The sequence below is a fragment of the Roseateles sp. genome (genome assembly GCF_052436255.1).
Taxonomy (GTDB): domain Bacteria; phylum Pseudomonadota; class Gammaproteobacteria; order Burkholderiales; family Burkholderiaceae_C; genus Pelomonas.
This window is the reverse complement of record NZ_JBQVNP010000007.1, coordinates 51,333-72,569: the sequence shown is the minus strand read 5'-3', so window position 1 is coordinate 72,569 and position 21,237 is coordinate 51,333. Positions and strand designations below refer to the sequence as shown.

The window sequence follows — 21,237 nt, the reverse complement described above, 5'->3', positions numbered from 1 at the left end:
ACCAGGAGCGGTTCAGCTGTGAAGAACGGGGGGCGCGCGCCCCTCAGGCCGCCAGGACCGTCGGCTTGGGACGGCGATGTGGTCTACCCCTGCGGCCCAGGGCGCCGCACTGATGGCAGGCGGCGTTGCGTGCGGTTGCAGGCTCGTAACGATCGAGACGATGAACGCCAGGCTTGGCGTGGACATGCCTTCACGTTCTGCCGACCGCAGCGCAGCAATGGAATGTCCGACGCCCGGATGCGCCTGCCCTTCGGCATGGGAAACGTGGTCTGAATCCACCTCGTCGCTGCCGCCGTCTGCATGGGCGGCCACATGTCCAGTGAACATGTCGGGACCCATGTCATGCGCGTGCGCGTGCAGCGGCGCACTGAGCAAATCGAAGGCCATGAGCATCAGCACCAACCAGCGCACGAACAGCGCCGTCCTGGGGACGGGCTGTAGGGCGGTTGTAATGCGTTGGTTCATGGACTGGTGATTACTTCAGATACGTTCTCAAAATGGAGACAACTTCCTCGATTTCCTCGTGGCGTTTCTCGGAGGTGATGCCCTCGGCCCCGACATGCTCACGAAGATGACCTTCCAGAACCTCGGTCATCAAGCCATTGACCGCACCGCGGATCGCGGCAATCTGCTGCAGCACCTTGCCACAGTCCACGTCCAGATCAGCAACAAGAACGCGCTCCAGCGCTTCGGCCTGGCCCTTGATGCGACGAACTCGCGCCAACAAACTCCTTTGACCGCTGACAGTGTGAGGCATGAAACTGATAATAGCAAGGTACTGGCGGGGGTACCTGCCGGAATGGGCAGCCGGGCATGCGTTCGCGAGTGAAACCACGTTGCGCACGCGCTACTGCACACAGCGTTTAAGTCCGCGTTAAGTACCAGCGCCGAACCATCGGTGTGCCTGTATGCGACTGGCCACACAGCTGACCCGTCAACCCCTGCCCTCATGAACAACCTCCACTTGTTCGAGCTGATCAATGCACCCCCAGGGTTGGGCCCCGGGCGGCTTTGGTTAGCGGTTGTACTAGCTCGGTGGCTCATCATCGTGGTGCCGATCGGCATGGCATTGGCCTGGGTTCGAGGCGACTCCGCTGCGCGGCGCGAATTGCTGGAGATGCTGCTCGCCACCGTCGCTGCATTGGCTGCCGCGCAGGTCATCTCCCATGTGTGGCCCCAGCCCAGACCCTTCGCGCTGCATCTGGGCACGCAGTACATCGCGCACAGTGCCGACCCCGGCTTGCCCAGCGACCATGTCACGGTGTTGTGGAGCCTGGCGCTAGCAGCGCTGTCGACCCGGCGCTTCGCTGTGTGGGGCTTCACGCTGTTGGCGACAGGCCTTGCCGTGGGATGGAGTCGGGTGTACCTGGGCGTGCATTTCCCGTTCGACATTCTCGCCGCCCTGCCCGTGGCGGCTCTGGGGGCTCTGGTCGCGCGGACCCTGCGGCATCACGCGTACCCTGCCATGGATCGAATGCTGCGCCTCTATGATCGCTGGGCGGATGCGGCACGTTCATGGTGGACTGCGGCGCGCAAGACCTGACCAAGCGGGTTCCCTGGCCTCCATGCGCATCCTGCTCATTGAAGACGACGCCATGATCGGCAAGGCGGTGCGGCATGGCTTGAGCCAAGCCGGGTTCGCTGTGGATTGGGTCACGGACGGACGGGCGGCCGACTTGTCGCTGGCAAACGGGGTATATGACCTGGCCATTCTGGACCTCGGCCTGCCCAATAAGGATGGCATGGCCATCCTGGCCACGCTGCGCGGCTTGGGCAATTCGATGCCGGTGCTCATCGCTTCAGCGCGTGACACGGTGCGCGACCGGATAGCCGGTCTCGAGGCCGGTGCGGACGATTACGTCCTCAAGCCTTTCGACCTGGACGAACTGGTGGCCCGGGTGCGTGCTTTGCTGCGTCGGCATGCCGGCAGTGGGTCGCCGTTGCTTCGCGTGGGCACCCTGGTGCTCGATCCGGTCCGCAAATCGGTCACGAAGGAGGGAGCGCCTGTTGAACTGTCGGCCAAGGAGTTCGCCGTTCTCGAAGCCCTGATGCAGCGGCCTGGCGCCGTGCTGTCGCGAGAGAAACTTGAAGAATCGGTTTACGGCTGGGGCGACGAAATCGGCAGCAACGCCATCGAAGTCCATTTGCATTATTTGCGCAAGAAGCTGGGAAGTTCGACCATCAAGAACGTGCGTGGCGTGGGCTACCGTGTCACGGAGGAATGATGCGCTCCATCGAACGCACCCTGTTGGCATGGATCCTTGGCGCACTGGCCCTGGGCTCGTTGGTGGTTGCGCTGGTCACCTACTTGGTCACGCTCGAGGAGATGCACGAGGTCTTCGATGCAGATTTGAAGAACGTGGCGCAGGCGGTTTCGAGCTACCACCACGCAGGTCACAGTGCGGGATCGACGGACCCGATCGTGTCACCGCGAAGGACCGACACGCCGGACGAGTACGAGATCGTGACGGTGACCTGGACGCCGAAGGGCGAGCGGGTCTTTTCCTCTGACTCGCGGGTGCAACTGCCTTTCATCACGGTCGAGGGGCTGTCTCGGCCTTTGGTGCAAGGCGAGTCCTGGATCGTGTACTCGAGTGTTGGCGCAGATGGAGTCGCCCAAGCCGCGCAAAGAGTTTCCGCGCGGCAAGAGATGGCGGGTGAATCGGCGGCCCAGGTGCTCCCGCCCTTGATCGGCCTTGTAGTCGCGGTCGGTGCGTTGCTAGTGTTCGGCCTGCGCAGAGGACTCCAGCCGCTGGACAGCACGGCGCAGGACGTGGCGCAACGCACGGCGCGGTCCCTGGAGCCGATCACGCTGAAAGACGTCCCGAAAGAGGTCAAGCCGCTCGTGGTGTCGATCAACGACCTGATGCATAGGTTGGCGGTGGCCTTTGCGACACAACGTCGCTTCATGGCCGATGCCGCGCACGAATTGCGAACGCCCATCACCGCGTTGCGTCTGCAGCTACAACTGCTTCAGCGCTCGAGCGACGATGCGGAGCGTGGGCAGGCCGTGTCCGAGCTCGCCGCCGGCATTGACCGGTCGCAGCGACTGGTCGAACAGTTGCTGCAAATCGCGCGCTCTGATCCGGATGGGGAGTTGACCCGTCGGGAACCCCTGGACCTTGCCGAACTGGTGCGCACGACCGTCGCGGCGCTGAGCGTCAAGGCTGAGCATCTTGGCCTCGACCTGGGTGCCGATGCTCATGACACCGTCATGCTCGAAGGCGACGTGAATCAACTTACGGTGCTGCTGAACAACCTGGTCGAGAACGCGTTGCGCTACACGCCAGCGGGCGGCGTGGTCGATGTCACCGCCGAGGTTGAGGACGGGCGTCCCTTGTTGCGAGTCGTCGACAACGGCCCGGGAATCGCTGAGTCGGAACATGCGCGCGTGTTCGACCGCTTCTACCGGTGTGAAGCCGCCCAAAGCCAGTCGGGCGACGGTAGCGGCAGTGGCCTGGGGCTGGCCATCGTGCGTGCGATCGCAGAGCGGCATAGGGCAGAGGTCAGCCTGCGGACGCCCGCAGCCGGCCATGGGCTGGAGGTGCGGGTGTCGTTCCCTGCACCTTGAGGCGTTCAATCGGCTGACCTGAACTTTGCCCTGAACAGCAACTGCGTTCGCTTGACGTCTGGCGTGGTTTGAGCGGAAACGCGCGGTCGTGATGTGCTGCGCGTTGCTGAAGGCGCTCTTGGCCATCAAGCCGATTCGGCTGCCAGCGGCGGCTGGACTGCGTTCGAACCTGAACCGCGAGCATGCGGTGCGGCAAGATCGTCCAAGGCATGCCGGTCTATGAGCAGCACGCGATGTGCAATACGAATCGATTCGAGTCGCATGCGAGTACGAGCGATCGTTCAGTGCGAGATTGGGCGACGGGCGGCGTGGCCTGAGCATGCGTTCCGCCGAGTGAGCCACATCCAAGTCGCATTGCAAGCTTTTGACGGTCGTCTCGAAAATTGGTGTCGAGTCGCTGTTGGAGTGAACTAGACCCTGAAGGGGTTAAGCGGCGGTTAAGTGACGCGGAAAGACAGTGCCGCTCACTTATGGCGGCATATCGACATCCCGGATCGGAGATCGCAACCACCCCGCCAGCGGCGCTGCGAGGTGCCTGGAACCCGTGGGTGTGGGCCGCACCCGCGTTCGTGACTTTGCTGCTCGTGGGTCTGCTGGTGCAGTGGCACGGTGGTGGCATCGCAGGCACTGCGCGCTGGCCTGCACAGCAGGCTGTATTCCTGGCGTGGAACTCGAGTTTTGCCGCCATGCCGTCGACGCTGTGGTCGGCCATCACCTTGTTGGGTGACGCGGCGGTGCTCATGCCCGTGCTGGCCTTGTTTGTGCTCGGCAGGCCCCGCGTATGGGCTGCCATGCTGGCCTCCGTGCCGGCTGGCGCGCTCTTGTCGACAACGGTCAAGCACTGGGCCGCCGTGCCGCGCCCCCCAGCCGTGCTCGGGCACACCTGGTTCAAACTGATCGGCCCGGCCCTGTACAACAACAGTTTTCCGTCGGGGCACGCCATTAGCGCCTTCGCGGTCGCCGCGGCGGTGCTCGCGACCTGCGCAGCGAGACCGCGGCGGGGTAGCGACTGGCTTCTGATCACCTGCGGTTTACTGGTAGCCACAGTGATTGCGTTATCGCGCGTAGCGGTGGGTGCGCACTGGCCGCTGGATATCGCTGCCGGAGCGGCCATCGGCTGGCTTTCGGGCCTGAGCGGCGCGGCGCTTGCGCGTTACACCGGGTGGTGGCATTGGCTGTTCCTCGGCGCCGGACGTCAGGTCGCGGGTGCAGGCTTGATGCTGTGGGGACTGCTGCTTTGGTTGAGACCGCACGAGACTCTGACCTGCGCGGCGGTTCTCGGTGCTGCTGGGCTTTGCGCCATGGGAGGAGGCCTCGCTCTCCTGGCTTCAGGCAAGCGACTGCGGCCGTTGCCGCTGCCGACTCCACTGTGGCGCCAGTGAGTGAGTGAGGGTTCAGGGATGAGCAATGGTCGATCGCGCCTGTGAGCCAGCGCGAAGAATGCGTTGCTGTTTCGTTCGGGCTCAGCGACCGCTGACGGCGTTCGTGCGGGCGGCGTAGATATTCAACTGCGGCTGGTAGATGCTGCTTTGCATGTCGAACGCACCCATGACGCTGTGGAAGACGTGGCCTTGAGAATGGGCGGGACTGCGGGCCAGTGTGGGCGCATCGATGCGATGCTGGCGCTGGAAGCCCTCGGACATCCAGACCACAAAGGGCACCTCCTTCTGCACGTCGGGCGCGAGCGCCATTGGCGTGCCGTGCAGGTACAGGCCGTTCTCTCCGAGCGATTCGCCGTGGTCCGAGATGTAGAGCAAGGTCGCCGCTAGGCCGTCCACGCCCTTCAGCAGGTCGATCGCACGGCCGACCACATGGTCGGTGTAGAGGATCGTGTTGTCGTAAGCGTTGAGCAGCGATTGCGGCGTGCACCGGCTCAGTTCGACCGAGTCGCACACTGGCTTGAAGCGCTCAAACGAGGACGGGACCTTGGTGTTGTACGCCGGTCCATGGCTGCCGCTCTGGTGCAGGACCACGAAGACCTTGCGCGCCGGGGAGTTGCGGATGCGCTGTGCCAAGCCGCTGAGCAGCAGGTCGTCATGCGAACACAGCGTGCCGGTGCAACTGTCCTTGAGGTCCTTGACGCGCTCGTAGGTCCCCACCTTCAGCGGAGGTTCGCCCCAGTTGTTGCTGCGCCAGATCACGTCGATCCCGTGCCGCTGCAAGTAGCTCGGCAGCAACTCGGTGGAACCGGCCAGGCGCATCCCGGGATCGTCGTGCGACAGGATGCAAAGCAGTGCCTCGGTGGTGTAGGTCGCGCACGCTTGAGTGTTCGCCAGCGGAACGGCGCCGGAGACCGACAGGACCGGGTTCGTCGCGCGCGCATAGCCGTACAGGGAGAAGTTGCGCCGCCGCGCGGACTCACCGATGACCAGGATGACGACCGTCTTCTCGTCGCTGGCAAAACTGGCGTCGGGCAGCGGCCGCGCCTGCCGCGCAGCGGCCCACTGGGCGGTCTGATGGCGCGCGAGATTGATGGTGTACGACCACGGCAGGATCAGGCCGCCGATCGAGCGTGCATGCTTGTCGATCCACAGCCAGCTGCTCGACGCGGCATAGATCCAGCCCACGCCAAACACCAGCACGAGGGCCGCGAAACCGGCCAGCGGCAGGCGACGCGTTGGGCGCATGCGCACCCAGGCCAGCAGCAGGCACGGACCCAGGCCGAGCGCGAGCACGTAGAGCACGAGTTTCGGATGCCACAGCGACGTCGCTTCCACCATGTCCGTGTTCAACACGTTGCCCATCATGGTCTTGTCGAGCAGCACGCCATAGGCTTGGATGAAGTACAGCACGCCGGCATTGAGCAGGGCGCCGACCATGCACAGCGGCTTGAGGAGGCGCTGGGACATGAGAGCCACGGATGCGAGCGCCAACGCCGTGACAAAGGCCACGACAACAAAAAGCGTTGCGAGCGTCAGCAGCCCGCCAAGGCTGAATACATCCAGCCTCGCGGCAGCAAAAGCGAACAACGGTGCGTGGTACAGCGCCGCGTTCAGCAGCGCGACCGCAGCAATCAGCGCGGGTGCGCCGACATGTGGACCTCGTTGAAGCGCTGCGCATAGCCGCGCTGGCCACATCTTGTGGATGGCAAGCTTGTTCGGCGGCTTCTCGGCTCTCATGATTCTTAGTGTTGCTTGGCATCGATACCGAAGCACCATTGATTGCCGCGTTGTTGCAGCCAGGCCCGGTGTGATCGCGGATGCCGATCGCCTCGCGACGGGCTTAAGGCTCGGTTAAGGCGAACGGCCCTAAGCCAAACAGCCGCAATCTCACTTGCAGAGCCTCTAAGTTCGACATAAGTCTTGAGTCCGATAGTCCATCCGGTCGACAGGCATTCCCGCCGCGACTGACCCGAAGCCAAGAAGGAACTCATCATGAACCGCAAGCTCACCATCTCCGCCCTGATCATCGCCGCTGGCGTGGCGACTGCCGGGGGGCTGGCCTACGCCAAGACCTCGGACGTCGAGAACGACGCGATCGCCGATCTGGCCAAGGCGAAGATCTCGCTGACCCAGGCGGTTGGCGCAGCAGAGGCGCACGCCACTGGCAAGGCTACCAAGGCCGAACTGGAAGGCGAGCGCGGCGCCGTCGTGTACGAGATCGAAGTCGTCACCGCCGACAACAAGGTCTTCGACATCAAGGTCGATGCGGCCGACGGCAAGGTGCTGTCGAGCAAACAAGACCAAGCCGACCGCGGCGAGAAGGACGACGACAAGGACTGAACTCGATGTGCAGCGCGCCACGGCGTCGCTTCGCGGCCGTGCTCAGGACGACACAGCGCGCCGCCGCACTCGCAGTACCAGCACCGCCAGGGCCAGCAAGGCCCATGCGGTGCCAGCCATGAAGGCCGCCGAGCTGCCGTGGACCATCCACAGCCAGCCTGCAATGCCACCACTCAGCAACTGGAAGATGCCAGTGACGAAGTGGAACAAACCGAAGGCTGTGGCCCGCAGTTCGGCCGGTGCGTACTCCGCCACTGCAGCTGACAAGCCGCCCTGCGACAGACCCATGTGCAGCCCCCACAAGGCAACTCCAAGCCACAGGCCCGTCGTTCCGGGTAGCCAAGCCAGCGCCGACGTGGCAGCCACCAGTGCCACCAGCGATCCAGCCAACAGTGCATTCTTGCCAAGACGTGACGCCAGTAAGCCCGCAGGATAGGAAGACAGCGAGTAGACCGCGCTCATGACGACCATGACGAGCGGAATCCACATCAGCGTGAGCTTCAGCTCCTGAGCGCGCAGCACGAGAAACGCCTCGGACAACCTCGCCAGCGAAAACAATGCGGTGAGCGTAAGCAGAGTCCAAAACCCGGCCGGCAGACGCCCTATCGCAGCAAACTGCAAGGCCGCCGAGCGGCGAGCCGGTACGTCCTGCAGCGGTTCATCGACGCCGAAGGCGAGCAGGGCCACGGCGATGAACGCCGGAACCACGGCCACCCACAGCACCGCCCGCAGATCGCCTGCCCACAGCCAGAGGAACAGCATGGCCAACACCGGCCCGGCGAATGCGCCCACGGTGTCCAGTGATTGGCGCAGACCGTAGGCTGCATCGCGCAGATGTGGCGGCGTCACGTCGGCGACGATGGCGTCTCGCGGCGCGCCACGAATGCCCTTGCCGACCCGGTCCACGAAGCGCGCGGTCACCACCCCGAAAGCCGTGTCCGCCAGGGGAAAGACGGGCTTGACCAGCGCTGCCAGGCCGTAGCCCAGCAGCGCCAGCGGTTTGCGCGCAGCAAAACGGTCAGACAGGAAACCGGACACGACCTTCAGCATGGAGGCAGTGGCTTCGGCGATACCTTCGATGATGCCCACGGCCAGCACCGACAGGCCGAGCACGGTGGTCAGGTAAACCGGCAACACCGCGTGCACGAGTTCGGATGACATATCCATGAACAGGCTCACGCCGCCCAGCATCCAGACCGTGCGGGGGATGCGCTCGGGGCGCAGACTCATGGGGTTCTGACCACGCGGGCGCGCCGCCAGCGGTAGTGCGCAAACCAGGCCAGACCGGCCACGAGGATAGCGACGACGGCCAGTGCCTCGTAGTGCGCGATCTGCCCCAAGGCCGTGGCGATGGCCTTGCCGAACACGTAGCCCAGCGCGGAGAAGACCACCGCCCAGACAGACGCACCCAAGGCGTTGAACAAAACGAAATCTCGCCAGGGCACCCGCGCGATGCCCAGTGCCACGGGCCCTGCGGTCCTCAATCCGTACATGAAGCGCACGCCGAAGATCACCCAAGCGCGATGCCGATGCAGCAGCGGCGTTACGCGTTCCACGCCGGACCGCAGCCGCGGCACGCGCGTCATCAGCCAGTCACCACGCCAGCGCCCAAGCGCGTAGTAGCCCTGGTCAAGGCTGAAGTTGATGCCTGCGGCCAGCAGCGTGACCGCCCACCACGGCGCGTAGCCCTGGTGGGATGCATAACCGGCCAGCACGACGGTGGTTTCGCCCTCAACCAAACTGCCCAGGACGATGGCCATGTAGACGTGGTTCTGCAGAAGCGCGGAGACATCCATGCCAAGAAGTGTCACCGATGACTGCGCTCTCTTCGGCGTCAACCCGCGCTGTCCGGGGCCTTAAGGCCCGTCTAAGGTCATCCCCATAAATTCCGTTCTGAGCCAGCCGCGCTGGTGGCCGTTTATCGCAACTATCAACCAAGGATCCCAGTTCAATGAACACCCTCAAGACCCTGATCACCACAGCCGCGTTGCTGGTCGTGACCCCGTTCGCCATCACAGCCCAGGCGCAAGCCGTAGACCACGGCAACATGCCCGGCATGAAGGTGGAGCAGCCCGCCGCCACCGAGATGAGCGATGGCGAGGTGCGCAAGATCGACAAGGACAACCAGAAGATCACGCTTAAACACGGTGACATCAAGAACCTTGACATGCCCGGCATGACGATGGTCTTCAAGGTCAAGGACTTGGCCATGCTCGACAAGGTGAAGGCCGGCGACAAGGTCAGGTTCAAGGCCGAGAAAGCCGATGGTGCGATCGTTGTCACTGCGCTCGAAGTAGCCAAGTAAGCGCCGCTGGGCCGCCTCTGCCAACAGAAAACAACACCTTAGGAGTGAAGAAGCCATGGATGTTCTGAAGCGCAAGTCGCTGCATTCGCTGGTCGGCCTGGGCGCCTTAGCCGCGTTGCCACGCGCCTGGGCTCAGGTACGTGCGGTGGAACTGGGTGCGGTTCCTGTCTCCAAGGCCTACGACCTGGCGGTGGCCGAGACCGTGCTCAACATCACAGGCAAGCCAGCCATGGGCATCACCATCAACGGCACGATGCCCGGTCCGGTGCTCCGCTTCCGGGAAGGTGACGACGTGGTCGTGCGCGTGACCAACCAGTTGCGTGAGATCACGGGTATCCACTGGCACGGTTTGTTGGTGCCCAATGAGCAGGACGGCGTGCCGGGTGTCACCTTCCCTGGCATCCAGCCGGGCGAGACCTTCACCTACCGCTTCAAGCTGCGCCAGTCGGGCACCTACTGGTATCACAGCCATGCGGCGCTGCAGGAGGCGGCCGGATACTTTGCGCCGCTGATCATCGAGCCGGCCAAGCCCGACCCGTTTCAGTACGACCGTGACTACATCGTGGTGCTGTCAGACTGGATCGACACGCCCCCGCAGCAGGTGCTGGCCAACCTCAAGAAGGTGGACGGCTACTACAACTACCGCCGGGTCACGACGCCGCAGTTCTTCGCCCAATTGCGCAGCGCGCCCGATGCCAAGACACGCGACGCCATCTGGGCCGATCGCATGGAGTGGGCCAAGATGCGCATGGACCCCACTGACTACAGCGACGGTGGCGACGAATGGACTTTTCTTCTGCAAGGCAAGAGGCCCGAGGAGAACTGGACCGCGCTGTTCAAGCCTGGCGAGCGGGTGCGGCTGCGCTTCATCAATGCGTCGCCGATGAACCTGTTCGACGTGCGCATTCCCGGCCTGCCGATGACGGTGGTGCAGGCCGACGGGCAAAACGTGCGCCCGGTCGAGGTGGACGAGTTCCGCATTGGCAACGGCGAGACCTATGACGTGATCGTGCAGCCGAAGGACGCCAAGGCCTACTCGATCTTCGTGCCAACGATCGCCCGCATCGGTTACGCCCGTGGCACGTTGGCCCCCGAGTTCGGCATGAGCGCGCCGGTGCCGCCGATGGGGCCCAAACCGGTCCGCACGATGGCGGACATGGGCATGGCGGGCATGGACATGAGCGGTACGGGCGCCGGGGCTGGCGCGGACATGGCGGCGATGCCGGGTATGGAAGCCAAGCCAGGCCAGGGCGGGCCCGCAATGGCGGACATGCCCGGCATGGCCACGGGCCAATCGGCTGTGGCAGGGGTTGCACCGGGGCACGCCGGGATGGCGATGCCACCGCAAGCGGCGGCCGATCAGGGCATGGCCGCTATGCCCGGCATGACACCGCCCAAGGTCGACCCTCACGCAGGCATGCCTGGCATGGGCGAGGCCAAAGCTGCCGTGGTGGCGCCCGACATCGACGGCCTGCGCCGCCTCAAATACGCCCAACTGCGCGCAGCCACGCCGAATGCCGATGACCGCACCCCCGAGAAAGAACTGTTAGTCCGCCTGACCGGCGACATGACGCGCTACTTCTGGTCGATCAACGGCCAGAAGATGTCACAGGCCAAGCCGCTTGAAATGGGGCTCGGGCAGCGCGTGCGCATCAAGTTTGTCAACGAAACGATGATGGAACACCCGATGCACCTGCACGGCGTGTTCATGGAACTCGTCAACGGCAACGGCCGCTACGCACCACGCAAGCACACCGTCATCGTGCCGCCGGCTCAGACCGTGGAGCTTGATGCGACCTACGAGGACGAGGGCACCTGGGCCTTCCATTGCCACCTTTTTTATCACGCCGCCACGGGAATGATGCGGCTGGTGAAGGTGGCTTGAGCAACACGGAACACGCAATGAAGAATAAAACACTGCCTCCCCGCCGATGGCTGACGGCACTGGCTTTAGGCATGCTCGCAGCGTCTGCCCAGGCGATGGAGGACGAATCAATCTACTCGTACACCAAGGTCGAGGCCGACACTGGGAAGCTGCGTGGTAGGCCCGGCTCTGTGCAGTCGCTGGGCGTGGATGGGTGGGTGGGTGGGGACGTCCATCGGCTGTGGTACCAGTTCGATGGCGAACGCAGCGGCGGGCGGACCTCGGCCTCGGAAGTGCACCTCCTCTACGGCCGCTACATCGCGCCGTTCTGGGACGCGCAGATCGGCCTGCGGCACGACGAGCGGCCTGATCGTCGCGACTACCTCACACTCGGCGTTCGCGGTCTGGCGCCGTATGCGTTCGACGTCGATCTGAAGCTCTACCTGCGTGACGACGGAAAGCTCTTCGCCCGCACGCGGGTTGAGAACGATTTTCTTCTCACCAACCGTTTTATCGTGCGGCCGTATGTCAACGTGGAGTGGTCCGCATCAAACCAGGATACGACCGTGCGCCGCGGACCATACCAGGCCGATCTCGGGGTGCAGGTTCGCTACGAGGTCAACCGGCGTGTCGCCCCATACGTGGCCCTGTCGCGGAGCTTCTACCCGGGTGCCCAATCCGGTGGAGAACAGCCCGCGACGCTTCTGCGGGCAGGGCTGAGAGCCATCTTTTGAACGCGGCGGCTGAATGACGTTGCAGTGACGACCTGACACCATGACAACAAGCGGAATTGTCCCAATCCCTGAAGACGTGTACAGCAAGCCTGCCAAGCTCCTGCACTGGAGCCTGGCACTACTGCTTCCGTTTCAGATCGGCATGGGCTGGTACATGCTCAGCATCGAAGACCAACCCGGCAGCAGCTGGTACTTTGCGCTGCACATCTCGCTGGGGTTGACGGCAGCGTTGCTGGTTGCCCTGCGTATCGGCTGGCGTTTGCATCACGCACCACCAGCGGCGCCATCCGAGTCGGCTAGGTGGCAACGGGGGGCAGCAAGAAGCAGCCATGTCCTGCTCTACGTGTTGATGGTGCTCATGCCATTGACGGGCTATCTTGGCGCAGCGTTCAGTGGCGAGACCATGGGCTACTTCGGGGTTCCGCTGCCGGCCTGGCTGCCGAAGAACGAGGTGCTCAAAGAGCAGCTGTTCACGGCGCACTCATTCATTGCCTGGGCGTTGGTGGGGATGATCGCCCTCCATGTGTTGGCGGCGTTCAAGCATCTTCTTGTCGATAAGGACACCGTGTTCCGCCGCATGTGGTGAATGGGTCCGGTCTCAGGTGCCGACATGCACCACTCCAACTGAAGGATTGTTTTGATGCCCAACCGATCCCACCCGGAACGCCACCGCAGCCAACACATTGGCTGGTTACGGGCCGCCGTGCTGGGCGCCAATGACGGTATCGTCTCGACAGCCAGCTTGCTGGTCGGCATCGCCGCGGCAAGCACGGGCAAAGAGCAGGTCCTAGTTGCCGGCGTCGCGGCCTTGGTGGCGGGCGCCATGGCCATGGCGGCGGGTGAGTATGTGTCCGTCAGCTCGCAAGCCGACACCGAAGCGGCCGACTTGTCCAAGGAGCGGCTGGAACTGGCCAACGCGCCCGATCACGAGCTGAGGGAACTGACCGCGATCTATGTGGCGCGCGGGGTCGAACCAGCCACGGCCGCGGATGTAGCGCGCCAGTTGACGACCCACGACGCGCTTGGCGCCCATGCGCGCGACGAACTCGGGCTTTCTTCCGTGGTCAGTGCCAGGCCGGTGCAGGCTGCCGTCGCGTCGGCCGCATCGTTTGCCGTTGGCGCAGCGCTGCCGTTGGTCGTGGCGCTGTTGGCACCCGAGCGCAACATGCTCATCGGGGTGTCGGGCATGTCCCTGTTGTTCCTGGCTGCGCTGGGCGTGTTGTCGGCCAGCGCCGGTGGTGCGCCAGTGGCACGCGCGACTGCCCGTGTGGTCGCATGGGGTGCGTTGGCCATGGCTGCGACTGCGGGTGTTGGCACTCTGTTCGGCGGCGTGGGGTAGAACGCCGAAGGTTAGGGAAGCCAAACCACATCAACCCCAGCCGTGACGGAGAAGACATGCGCCTATTGCTGGTTGAAGACGACTTGATGATTGGCGAGTCGGTGCTCGACCTGCTGCGCGCCGAGGACTATGCGGTCGATTGGGTCAAGGACGGCGAGATGGCCGAGACCGCCTTGCGCACACAAACCTATGACCTGGTGCTGCTCGACCTGGGCCTGCCTCGGCGCGACGGGCTGGAGGTGCTGCGTTCCTTGCGCGCGCGCAAGGAACGCATACCCGTGCTGATTGCCACCGCACGCGACTCGGTGCAGCAGCGCATCGAGGGCTTGGACGCCGGGGCGGATGACTACGTGCTCAAGCCCTATGACCTTGATGAACTGCTGGCGCGCATCCGCGCTCTGACGCGACGTGCGGCAGGGCGCGCCGAGCCGGTGTATGAGCACAAGGGCGTCAGCATCAACCCGGTGACACGCGAGGTATTGGTCGCCGGCCAGCCGGTCGTGCTTTCGGCGCGCGAATGGGCGGTGCTCGAACCGCTGTTGGCGCGGCCGGGCCTGGTGTTGTCGCGTGCCCAACTCGAAGAGAAGCTCTACAGTTGGAAGGACGAGATCAGCAGCAATGCGGTGGAGGTCTACATCCACGGTTTGCGCAAGAAACTGGGTCCAGAGCTGATTCGCAACGTGCGCGGCGTGGGTTACATGGTGCCGAGGGAATGAAGCCGACGCGCTTGCGCCCTCCCCATTCGCTGCGCGCACGGCTGCTCTGGTTCCTGCTCGTGGCCGTCACGCTGACGGCGTTGGTCCAAGCCTTCATCGCTTACGGCACCGCGCGCTCTGAGGCAGACGAGATCTTCGACTATCACATGCAGCAGATGGCGCAATCGCTGCGCGCAGGCTTGCCGGTGGCCGGGCCACCGCCAACGACGCACGACGAGGAAGATGGAGAAGATCACGACTTCGTCGTGCAGGTTTGGACGACCGATGGAGCGCTGGTGTTCCAGTCGGTGCGCTCGGCATTGCCCGACCGCGCGCTGCCGGGGTTTTCGGATGTGGAATATCGGGGGACGACCTACCGCGTGTTTTCGCTGCAGTCGCGTTCACAAGTCATCCAGGTTGCTCAGGACATGGCGGCGCGCCAGGCGATGGCAGGCACGCTGGCGCTGCGCACCCTCGTGCCTATCGCGGTGATGGCGCCATTGCTGATGCTGTTGGTGTGGTGGTTGGTCGGTACCTCACTCGCCCCCGTTGCCCGGGTCCGGAACCAGTTGGCTCTGCGGCAGGCCGATGACCTGGACGAGGTGAACGAAGAAGGCCTGCCTGACGAGATCAAGCCTTTGGTGCATGAACTCAATCAGCTGTTCGCGCGCTTGCGCCAGGCCTTCCGGGCGCAACAGAGTTTCGTGGCTGATGCAGCGCATGAGCTGCGGTCACCACTTGCTGCGCTGAAGCTGCAGGCCCTGGGGTTGCAGCGTGCCACCGATGCCGCAACGCGCGACGTGGCGGTGGGCCGCCTGACCGCCGGCATCGACCGCGCGACCCGGCTGGTGGAGCAGCTGCTCGTGCTTGCAAGGCACCAAGACAGCACCACCCGTGCGGCTCGGGCTGAGCCTGTTTCCTTGGCAGAACTGATGCGGCAGGGCGTGGCAGACCTTGCGCCAGCAGCGCAGACACGGAGCGTCGATCTTGGGCTGGCCCACGCTGACGAAGGGGCCATCGACGGCCATCCAGAAGCTTTGCGCATCCTCATCCGCAACCTGCTCGACAACGCCGTCAAATACACCCCGTCAGGCGGAACGGTGGACGCGGAAGTGCGCCTCACCGAGGGCGGCGCCATGCTGGTGGTGGAAGACAGCGGCCCAGGCATTGCCGAGGGCGAGCGTGAGCGGGCCCTTGACCGGTTCCACCGCATCGATGGAACGGACGCGCCGGGCAGTGTCGTTGGCAGTGGGCTCGGGTTGGCCATCGTCAAGTCGATCGTTGACATGCATGGCGCGGCGCTGGTCCTGGGCCGATCCGAGCGCCTGGGTGGCTTGAAGGTAACCGTGCGGTTCGTACCAGTGGCGTGATGCAGCCGTAACAGGCGGCCCTCGAGGGGCATGCATGGGGTGTCCAGCAAGCGCTTAAGTGGCTGTTAAGTCGCGATGGTGACCATGCAGTCGGATGTTTTCATCCGATTGTTTTTACCAAGCGTCCGCCGTACGGCACGCGAGCGCCTTGTGAGTTCGGCGCTCGAGCTGGGCACCCCGAGCGGGTTGTGGTGGCGGGCGCGCCCAGTTGTCAGCACCGACGTGCTGGCGTTGGGCACCAGCGTGTTTTTTGCTATCGCATGCAATTCGGCTTTCCTGAGTGGCGTGCTCGCGGGCCGATCTTGGACGGAACCCTCCACCTGGGTGTTCAGCGGCGCCATGTTGGTCATGCTGACGGCCGTGCATCTGCTGCTGCTGACGCTACTGCTGTCACTGGTGCCGCACCGCCAGTTCACCCGCCCGCTCCTCAGCGTGCTGATCATCGCGACTGCGTTTGCGACCTATTACATGCAGCGCTTTGGGGTCTTCCTCGATCCCAGCATGCTGCGCAACGTGCTGCGCACCGATGTGGCCGAAGCCAGCGAGCTGCTCGGTGTCGGAATGCTGCCCCACGTGTTGCTGTACGCCGGGCTGCCGCTGCTTGTGCTGTGGCGTGTTCGCGTGGCCAAGCGGCCGCTACTGCGTGCGTTCGTTGTCAGAGGCGTGACCCTGCTGGCCGCCGCAGGCTTGTTGGTCGGCTCTTTGCTGCTGGTGTTTCAGGACTTCTCGGCGTTGATGCGCAACCAGAAGGAACTGCGCTACCTGATCACGCCCGCAAACTACCTTTACTCCAGCGCCCGCGTGCTGGTGTCGGACACACGCCAGGCTGCAAAGCCGCGCGAAGTGGTTGGCGCTGACGCGCGGCGCGCAGATTCGTGGGCGACGCGGGCGCGCCCTGCCCTGTTCGTGATTGCGGTGGGCGAAACCGCGCGCGCCGCCAACTGGGGCATGAACGGATACGCCCGCCAGACCACGCCTGAACTGGCTGCATTGGGCGTATTGAATTTCCCCGATGTCACTGCCTGCGGTACCAACACCGAGACCTCGCTGCCGTGCATGTTCTCGGCGATCGGTCGCCGCGATTACGACGAAGACCGCATCCGGGGCAGTGAGTCCCTCTTGCATGTGCTCAACCGCGCCGGCTTTCAGGTGCTGTGGCGCGACAACCAATCCGGTTGCAAGGGAGTTTGCGAGGGCCTGCCGCAGCAGCAGATCGATCCGGCGCAAATGCCCGAATTGTGCGCAGACGGACGCTGTCTGGACGGTACCTTGCTGCGAGGCCTGGACACCGTAGCCCGTGATGCGCAAGGCAACCTGGTGGTGGTGCTGCACATGCTGGGCAACCACGGGCCCACGTATTCGAAGCGCTACCCCGATGCGTTCCGGCGCTTCACACCCACCTGCGACACAGGCGAGTTGCGCAAGTGCACGCGCGAGCAGATCGTCAACGCGTACGACAACGCCCTGCTCTACACCGATCACATCCTGGCGCGGACGATTGCCTTCCTGAAGGAACGCGAGTCACGCTTCGACACCGCGCTGCTATACGTGTCGGACCACGGCGAATCGCTCGGCGAAAACGGCCTGTACCTCCACGGGATCCCATATGCCATCGCGCCGAACGAACAGACCAAGGTGCCCATGGTCTGGTGGCTGTCAGACGGCTTCACCACCAGCTTTGGCCTGGACCGCAGTTGCCTTGCGGCGCAAGCCGGCCGGCCTTGGGGGCACGATCAGTTGTTCCATTCCGTGCTGGGGCTGCTGCAGGTCCAGACGAGTGTCTACGAACGCAAGCTCGACATCTCTGCGGCGTGTCGTCAATGATGGGTGCCCAGGCAGAAGTGGCGCTGGCAAGTCCGCCCGCACCACACACGGCACTGCGAGATGGGCTGTGGGTGGGCGCTGCACTGTTGCTGCTGCTGGCGTGGGATCTTGCCGGGCTGGATCTGCCTCTGGCACGCCTGTACGGCAGCGCCCAGGGCTTTCCGTGGCGCGATCACTGGCTGACCGGCGGCGTCCTGTACGGCGGCGCGCGCGGGCTGGCCTGGGGTATTTTTGCCGTGCTGTTGCTCGGCATGTGGTGGCCATTGCCCGTCGTTCGGGCACTGTCCCGACGAGAGCGAGTCTGGTGGTTGGCCACGATGCTGCTGTGCGTGGCGCTGATCCCCCTGATCAAGCGGACGAGCTGGACCAGTTGCCCCTGGTCGCTGGCGGAGTTCGGCGGGACGGTGGTGCGTTACGTGCCGCATGGGGCGCTCGGCCAGCGGGACGGCGGCCCCGGCGGCTGCTTTCCGTCGGGGCATGCCTCCACGGCTTTCAGCTTCCTGGCCGGCTGGTTCGCGTTGCGCGAGCGCCAGACCCGTGCGGCGAAGCTCTGGTTGATCGTCACAGTGGCGGCAGGCTTGATGCTTGGATGGGTGCAGATGATGCGCGGCGCCCACTACCTAAGCCATTCCCTTTGGACCGCCTGGGTGTGTTGGGCGGTGACGGCCTTGTCGTTCCATTGCACCCGGTCGTGGCGAAGCCCGACGGATGGCCGCTCCAACGTGATTTAAGTACTGCATAAGTGCGTGAAACCCATCATGCGTGGGTCTGCAATTCAACTGGAAAGCGCAACCCCATGAACACCCCGCTTCAAGAGCCGCTTCGGCACATGCTCAACAAGGTGCCGCAGGTCACGCTGTTCTTCTGGGTGATCAAGATCATGGCCACCACCGTCGGTGAAACCGCGGCCGACTTCCTGAACACCAACTTCAATCTCGGATTGACGAACACATCCATCTTGATGGGTGCGCTGCTGCTGGCCGCGTTGGTGGGCCAGTTCCGAAAGGATCGCTACGTGCCTTGGATCTACTGGGTCTCGGTGGTGTTGATCAGCGTCGTGGGCACCTTGATCACCGACAACCTCACCGACAACTTCGGCATACCGCTGAAGGTCACGACGGGCGTCTTTGCCGCGGCGCTGGCGGCGACTTTCGGCGTTTGGTACGCAAGCGAGAAGACGCTGTCGATCCACACCATCGTCACCACGCGGCGCGAGTGGTTCTACTGGGCCGCGATCCTGTTCACCTTCGCGCTGGGCACGGCAGCGGGCGACCTGGTGGCCGAAAGCCTGCAGCTCGGGTACTTCTATTCGGCGCTCGCGTTTGGTGCCGGCATTGCGGTCGTGACCTTCTGCTACTACGTGTTCAAGGTCAACGCCGTCCTGGCATTTTGGGCGGCCTACATCCTGACGCGGCCGTTCGGTGCATCCTTTGGCGATCTGCTGTCACAGCCGACCAGCAATGGTGGGCTGGGGCTCGGAACGGTCGGCACCAGCGCGTTGTTTCTGGTCGTGATCTTGGGGCTGATCGTTTACATGACGCGAGATCAGCAACGGGTGGAAAGCGACCAGCGGACTCACGGTGCTGCATAGGTGGTTGATTCAGCGAATTCGCCTCTTGCGCCTGTTGACGCCAGCACGGCTGATGTCAGCGGACGGTTGATCGCACCTGCTACTCCACGCTGGCATCCCAATTCAAGAGCGGTGCGTGCCCACCAGCGAGTCAAGGCGGCGCAAGGGGCACGTCGCAATCGTTGCAATCGCGCTTGCTATTGGGTCGCCGTTCTTCTTCGAGATGGCACAGGCGTCGCGCGTGCGGGAGTCGATGCCCCTTCATGGCTGGCGTTATCCGAGCGGACATATGAGCTGTGCTGTCGTGGCGCATGGCGCGGTGGCACACATATCGTGCGCACCGTGACGCTTCGTTGGCATTTTCCGTTCGTACTGTTGTCCGGAGCGCTTGCCGTCACCCTTGCAGGCGGCAGGGTGATCCTGCAGGCGCATCGGAGGCTGGCGTCGTGCAGCCCAGGTGTGCGAACTGGATGTGGAACTCCTTGAAAGACTTTGATGCTCCACAAAAGCTGAAGCCAGACATCCCTCATCTGGCTGAGATTCCCAGCCCCGGCACGGCAGCGGCATTGAAGAGCACCGGTGGCGCAGGCCGAATCTGGCAGGCTTTTGGCTATTCGCGGCGTGGCTTCGCAGCAGCGTGGCGCTTCGAAGCGGCGTTTCGGCAAGAAGTCGGGCTGGGGCTTGTGCTGATCGTGGCCGCCGTCGTGTGGGCACCGGACCGTTGGCAAGGCTTGCTATTGGTGGCCAGCGTCTTGCAGGTTTGGCTGGTCGAGCTCGTCAATTCGGCGATCGAAACACTGGCCGACGCGGTTTCGCCCGAACTGCACCCGCTGCTCGGGCGCGCCAAGGACATGGGCAGCGCGGCGGTGATGGTGAGCCTGTGCCTGGCCGCAGCCGCATGGCTGGTCGTGTTCTGGCCCTGACCGCCGCAGTGACCTGCAATGGCGCGGCCGCCTTAAGTTTTGCCTAACCGTTGCCTTTGACCATTGGGTCAACGTCGCCGGACATTGCTGAACATCTGGAGTTATCAATGAAAAGAGTCTTAAGTGCCCCGCCTGTTGACCTGCTGAAGGCGGAGGCCTACATCAAAGGCGAATCTACGCTCGCCGTGGTGTGCGATGCCCCATTCGATGACGTCGCGGCCCGTCTGGAGGGAAGCATTCTGGCCAACGACATGTTGATCGTGCACATGCACGACATCGGCAAGCTGCTGCAGGGCAAGGGTATCGGGCTGGGACTGCGCTGTCGCATCTATGAGGTGTTCAATGCCCACCTGGCGGCGCAACTCATTCAGCTGGATGCCGGCCTTGCGCATGTGTTGCCCTGCCGTATCTCGCTGCACGACCAGGGCGGCCTAACTACGGTGACCACCCCGATGCCTTCGGCGTTGATCACCGAGTTCTCACACTCGGCTGATGTGGCCCGCGTGGCGCGGATCTTCGAGGCTGGGCTCCAGCGCGTGTTGCAGGGGCTGCGATGAAGTCTGCCGAGCAGTCGCGCGGCGAGCCTGGCCCCGCCGACGTGCCATTGTCTGACGCGCAGGTGCTACGCGAACTGCACGAGTCGCTGCACGACATTCGCAATCACCTGAACGCGATCCTGGGTTTGGTGAGCATTTTGCTGTTGCAGTCGCGCGATCAGGCCGCCGCCCGCTTCAGGCCGCTGATCGAAGAGCAGTCGGACCAGCTCCGGCACCTTGTGGATCAACTGGTTGAGCCACTAGAAAGACGGCGGCCATCCGCGTCACATGACATGCTGGTGGATCCGTCCCGCTTCGTCCCTTCGCTGGTTGACCTGTATGCACCGTATGCGGCTGAGCACGGCATACGGCTGAAGGTGCAGGTGGACGCCGGCACGCCGCGCCTGAGCACCTGCGCCCGCTCATTGCATAGGCTACTGAGCAATGTGCTGGTGAACGCGATTAAGCACTCGCAGGCCTCGCTGGTTGTACTGGGTGCTGCGCCTATCGATGCAGAGCAGCCGGAAGCAGGGGTGCAGTTCATCGTCATCGACGATGGAATCGGTATAGATGCGCTGGCGCAGCAAACCTTGCGCAGCGTTCTTTCAGGGCAGCGGGCTCCGGAGGTGGCGTACGACCGGTCCGGCCTGGGCATCGTCGCGCGCCTGTCGCAGGCCATTGGGGCCAGCATCGTTTTGGACAGCGAGCCTCACGATGGCACCACGGTGACCGTCGCCGTGCCATCGCGGCCCCGGGGACCGCTGGCTCGCGCCACTTGAGCGCC

Annotated in this window: 23 protein-coding genes; 18 read left to right on the top strand and 5 right to left on the bottom strand. The window is 64.0% G+C overall.

Annotated elements, in window-relative coordinates:
• Nucleotides 1-12 precede the first annotated feature (12 nt).
• Nucleotides 13-465 carry a hypothetical protein gene (locus tag ACT6S0_RS03390; RefSeq protein WP_444762505.1) on the bottom strand — a complete coding sequence of 151 codons (453 nt, stop codon included), beginning with the start codon at nt 463-465 and terminating at the stop codon, nt 13-15.
• A 10-nt stretch (nt 466-475) separates the two neighbouring features.
• Entirely contained in the window at nt 476-757 is a 282-nt protein-coding gene (locus ACT6S0_RS03385; RefSeq protein WP_444762504.1) for a metal/formaldehyde-sensitive transcriptional repressor, read from the bottom strand.
• 192 nt (nt 758-949) lie between these two features.
• On the opposite strand from ACT6S0_RS03385, the gene ACT6S0_RS03380 reads away from it, so the two are divergent.
• From ACT6S0_RS03380 to ACT6S0_RS03365, 4 genes are all read left to right on the top strand, one after another.
• Nucleotides 950-1,543: an undecaprenyl-diphosphatase gene (locus ACT6S0_RS03380; protein ID WP_444762503.1), complete on the top strand. Its 594-nt coding sequence runs from the start codon at nt 950-952 to the stop codon at nt 1,541-1,543.
• A gap of 22 nt (nt 1,544-1,565) precedes the next feature.
• Entirely contained in the window at nt 1,566-2,225 is a 660-nt protein-coding gene (locus ACT6S0_RS03375) for a response regulator (protein WP_444762502.1), read from the top strand.
• Nucleotides 2,225-3,571, top strand: a complete 1,347-nt coding sequence (locus ACT6S0_RS03370) for an ATP-binding protein (protein WP_444762501.1) — start codon at nt 2,225-2,227, stop codon at nt 3,569-3,571. Before ACT6S0_RS03375 ends, ACT6S0_RS03370 begins: the two co-directional genes overlap by 1 nt.
• Nucleotides 3,572-4,140: 569 nt before the next feature.
• Nucleotides 4,141-4,953: a phosphatase PAP2 family protein gene (locus ACT6S0_RS03365; protein ID WP_444762500.1), complete on the top strand. Its 813-nt coding sequence runs from the start codon at nt 4,141-4,143 to the stop codon at nt 4,951-4,953.
• An 81-nt stretch (nt 4,954-5,034) separates the two neighbouring features.
• Here ACT6S0_RS03365 and eptA read toward each other — a convergent pair whose 3' ends face one another.
• On the bottom strand, nt 5,035-6,690 hold the full coding sequence (gene eptA / locus ACT6S0_RS03360; protein ID WP_444762499.1) for a phosphoethanolamine--lipid A transferase EptA: 1,656 nt from the start codon (nt 6,688-6,690) through the stop codon (nt 5,035-5,037).
• A 255-nt stretch (nt 6,691-6,945) separates the two neighbouring features.
• On the opposite strand from eptA, the gene ACT6S0_RS03355 reads away from it, so the two are divergent.
• Complete coding sequence (locus ACT6S0_RS03355; RefSeq protein WP_444762498.1) at nt 6,946-7,293, top strand: PepSY domain-containing protein; 348 nt, start codon at nt 6,946-6,948, stop codon at nt 7,291-7,293.
• Between the two features lie 42 nt (nt 7,294-7,335).
• On the opposite strand, the gene ACT6S0_RS03350 is transcribed toward ACT6S0_RS03355, so the two are convergent.
• Entirely contained in the window at nt 7,336-8,523 is a 1,188-nt protein-coding gene (locus ACT6S0_RS03350; protein WP_444762497.1) for an MFS transporter, read from the bottom strand.
• Complete coding sequence (locus ACT6S0_RS03345; protein ID WP_444762496.1) at nt 8,520-9,089, bottom strand: DedA family protein; 570 nt, start codon at nt 9,087-9,089, stop codon at nt 8,520-8,522. Before ACT6S0_RS03345 ends, ACT6S0_RS03350 begins: the two co-directional genes overlap by 4 nt.
• A gap of 155 nt (nt 9,090-9,244) precedes the next feature.
• Between ACT6S0_RS03345 and ACT6S0_RS03340 the strand changes: the two genes are divergently transcribed.
• From ACT6S0_RS03340 to ACT6S0_RS03280, 13 genes are all read left to right on the top strand, one after another.
• Nucleotides 9,245-9,598 carry a copper-binding protein gene (locus tag ACT6S0_RS03340; protein ID WP_444762495.1) on the top strand — a complete coding sequence of 118 codons (354 nt, stop codon included), beginning with the start codon at nt 9,245-9,247 and terminating at the stop codon, nt 9,596-9,598.
• 55 nt (nt 9,599-9,653) lie between these two features.
• On the top strand, nt 9,654-11,483 hold the full coding sequence (locus tag ACT6S0_RS03335; protein ID WP_444762494.1) for a copper resistance system multicopper oxidase: 1,830 nt from the start codon (nt 9,654-9,656) through the stop codon (nt 11,481-11,483).
• 17 nt (nt 11,484-11,500) lie between these two features.
• On the top strand, nt 11,501-12,196 hold the full coding sequence (locus ACT6S0_RS03330) for a copper resistance protein B (RefSeq protein WP_444762493.1): 696 nt from the start codon (nt 11,501-11,503) through the stop codon (nt 12,194-12,196).
• A 76-nt stretch (nt 12,197-12,272) separates the two neighbouring features.
• The gene (locus ACT6S0_RS03325) at nt 12,273-12,782 is read left to right on the top strand and encodes a cytochrome b (protein WP_444762492.1); all 510 of its coding nucleotides are present in this window, start codon (nt 12,273-12,275) and stop codon (nt 12,780-12,782) included.
• Nucleotides 12,783-12,836: 54 nt separating this feature from the next.
• Nucleotides 12,837-13,535: a VIT1/CCC1 transporter family protein gene (locus tag ACT6S0_RS03320; RefSeq protein WP_444762491.1), complete on the top strand. Its 699-nt coding sequence runs from the start codon at nt 12,837-12,839 to the stop codon at nt 13,533-13,535.
• Between the two features lie 56 nt (nt 13,536-13,591).
• Entirely contained in the window at nt 13,592-14,251 is a 660-nt protein-coding gene (locus tag ACT6S0_RS03315) for a response regulator (protein WP_444762490.1), read from the top strand.
• Nucleotides 14,248-15,600: an ATP-binding protein gene (locus ACT6S0_RS03310; RefSeq protein WP_444762489.1), complete on the top strand. Its 1,353-nt coding sequence runs from the start codon at nt 14,248-14,250 to the stop codon at nt 15,598-15,600. The genes ACT6S0_RS03315 and ACT6S0_RS03310 overlap by 4 nt, the downstream gene beginning before the upstream one ends.
• Before the next feature lie 75 nt (nt 15,601-15,675).
• On the top strand, nt 15,676-17,424 hold the full coding sequence (locus ACT6S0_RS03305) for a phosphoethanolamine transferase (RefSeq protein ID WP_444762488.1): 1,749 nt from the start codon (nt 15,676-15,678) through the stop codon (nt 17,422-17,424).
• Nucleotides 17,421-18,155 carry a phosphatase PAP2 family protein gene (locus tag ACT6S0_RS03300; RefSeq protein WP_444762487.1) on the top strand — a complete coding sequence of 245 codons (735 nt, stop codon included), beginning with the start codon at nt 17,421-17,423 and terminating at the stop codon, nt 18,153-18,155. The genes ACT6S0_RS03305 and ACT6S0_RS03300 overlap by 4 nt, the downstream gene beginning before the upstream one ends.
• Before the next feature lie 98 nt (nt 18,156-18,253).
• Nucleotides 18,254-19,015, top strand: coding sequence for a COG4705 family protein (locus ACT6S0_RS03295; RefSeq protein WP_444762525.1), 762 nt, complete (start codon nt 18,254-18,256; stop codon nt 19,013-19,015).
• A 509-nt stretch (nt 19,016-19,524) separates the two neighbouring features.
• Nucleotides 19,525-19,917 carry a diacylglycerol kinase gene (locus tag ACT6S0_RS03290; protein ID WP_444762524.1) on the top strand — a complete coding sequence of 131 codons (393 nt, stop codon included), beginning with the start codon at nt 19,525-19,527 and terminating at the stop codon, nt 19,915-19,917.
• Nucleotides 19,918-20,024: 107 nt separating this feature from the next.
• Nucleotides 20,025-20,474 carry a DUF302 domain-containing protein gene (locus ACT6S0_RS03285; RefSeq protein ID WP_444762486.1) on the top strand — a complete coding sequence of 150 codons (450 nt, stop codon included), beginning with the start codon at nt 20,025-20,027 and terminating at the stop codon, nt 20,472-20,474.
• Nucleotides 20,471-21,232 (top strand): sensor histidine kinase, encoded by a 762-nt coding sequence (locus ACT6S0_RS03280; RefSeq protein ID WP_444762485.1) that lies wholly within the window; start codon nt 20,471-20,473, stop codon nt 21,230-21,232. The genes ACT6S0_RS03285 and ACT6S0_RS03280 overlap by 4 nt, the downstream gene beginning before the upstream one ends.
• Nucleotides 21,233-21,237 lie beyond the last annotated feature (5 nt).

What these genes read in the sequence shown, in the direction of transcription:
- ACT6S0_RS03390 (WP_444762505.1), bottom strand. Translation starts at nt 465, where the DNA reads ATGAACCAACGCATTACAACCGCCCTACAGCCCGTCCCCAGGACGGCG.
- ACT6S0_RS03385 (WP_444762504.1), bottom strand. Translation starts at nt 757, where the DNA reads ATGCCTCACACTGTCAGCGGTCAAAGGAGTTTGTTGGCGCGAGTTCGT.
- ACT6S0_RS03380 (WP_444762503.1), top strand. Translation starts at nt 950, where the DNA reads ATGAACAACCTCCACTTGTTCGAGCTGATCAATGCACCCCCAGGGTTG.
- ACT6S0_RS03375 (WP_444762502.1), top strand. Translation starts at nt 1,566, where the DNA reads ATGCGCATCCTGCTCATTGAAGACGACGCCATGATCGGCAAGGCGGTG.
- ACT6S0_RS03370 (WP_444762501.1), top strand. Translation starts at nt 2,225, where the DNA reads ATGCGCTCCATCGAACGCACCCTGTTGGCATGGATCCTTGGCGCACTG.
- eptA (WP_444762499.1), bottom strand. Translation starts at nt 6,690, where the DNA reads ATGAGAGCCGAGAAGCCGCCGAACAAGCTTGCCATCCACAAGATGTGG.
- ACT6S0_RS03355 (WP_444762498.1), top strand. Translation starts at nt 6,946, where the DNA reads ATGAACCGCAAGCTCACCATCTCCGCCCTGATCATCGCCGCTGGCGTG.
- ACT6S0_RS03350 (WP_444762497.1), bottom strand. Translation starts at nt 8,523, where the DNA reads ATGAGTCTGCGCCCCGAGCGCATCCCCCGCACGGTCTGGATGCTGGGC.
- ACT6S0_RS03345 (WP_444762496.1), bottom strand. Translation starts at nt 9,089, where the DNA reads ATGGATGTCTCCGCGCTTCTGCAGAACCACGTCTACATGGCCATCGTC.
- ACT6S0_RS03340 (WP_444762495.1), top strand. Translation starts at nt 9,245, where the DNA reads ATGAACACCCTCAAGACCCTGATCACCACAGCCGCGTTGCTGGTCGTG.
- ACT6S0_RS03335 (WP_444762494.1), top strand. Translation starts at nt 9,654, where the DNA reads ATGGATGTTCTGAAGCGCAAGTCGCTGCATTCGCTGGTCGGCCTGGGC.
- ACT6S0_RS03330 (WP_444762493.1), top strand. Translation starts at nt 11,501, where the DNA reads ATGAAGAATAAAACACTGCCTCCCCGCCGATGGCTGACGGCACTGGCT.
- ACT6S0_RS03320 (WP_444762491.1), top strand. Translation starts at nt 12,837, where the DNA reads ATGCCCAACCGATCCCACCCGGAACGCCACCGCAGCCAACACATTGGC.
- ACT6S0_RS03315 (WP_444762490.1), top strand. Translation starts at nt 13,592, where the DNA reads ATGCGCCTATTGCTGGTTGAAGACGACTTGATGATTGGCGAGTCGGTG.
- ACT6S0_RS03310 (WP_444762489.1), top strand. Translation starts at nt 14,248, where the DNA reads ATGAAGCCGACGCGCTTGCGCCCTCCCCATTCGCTGCGCGCACGGCTG.
- ACT6S0_RS03305 (WP_444762488.1), top strand. Translation starts at nt 15,676, where the DNA reads ATGGTGACCATGCAGTCGGATGTTTTCATCCGATTGTTTTTACCAAGC.
- ACT6S0_RS03300 (WP_444762487.1), top strand. Translation starts at nt 17,421, where the DNA reads ATGATGGGTGCCCAGGCAGAAGTGGCGCTGGCAAGTCCGCCCGCACCA.
- ACT6S0_RS03295 (WP_444762525.1), top strand. Translation starts at nt 18,254, where the DNA reads ATGCTCAACAAGGTGCCGCAGGTCACGCTGTTCTTCTGGGTGATCAAG.
- ACT6S0_RS03285 (WP_444762486.1), top strand. Translation starts at nt 20,025, where the DNA reads ATGAAAAGAGTCTTAAGTGCCCCGCCTGTTGACCTGCTGAAGGCGGAG.
- ACT6S0_RS03280 (WP_444762485.1), top strand. Translation starts at nt 20,471, where the DNA reads ATGAAGTCTGCCGAGCAGTCGCGCGGCGAGCCTGGCCCCGCCGACGTG.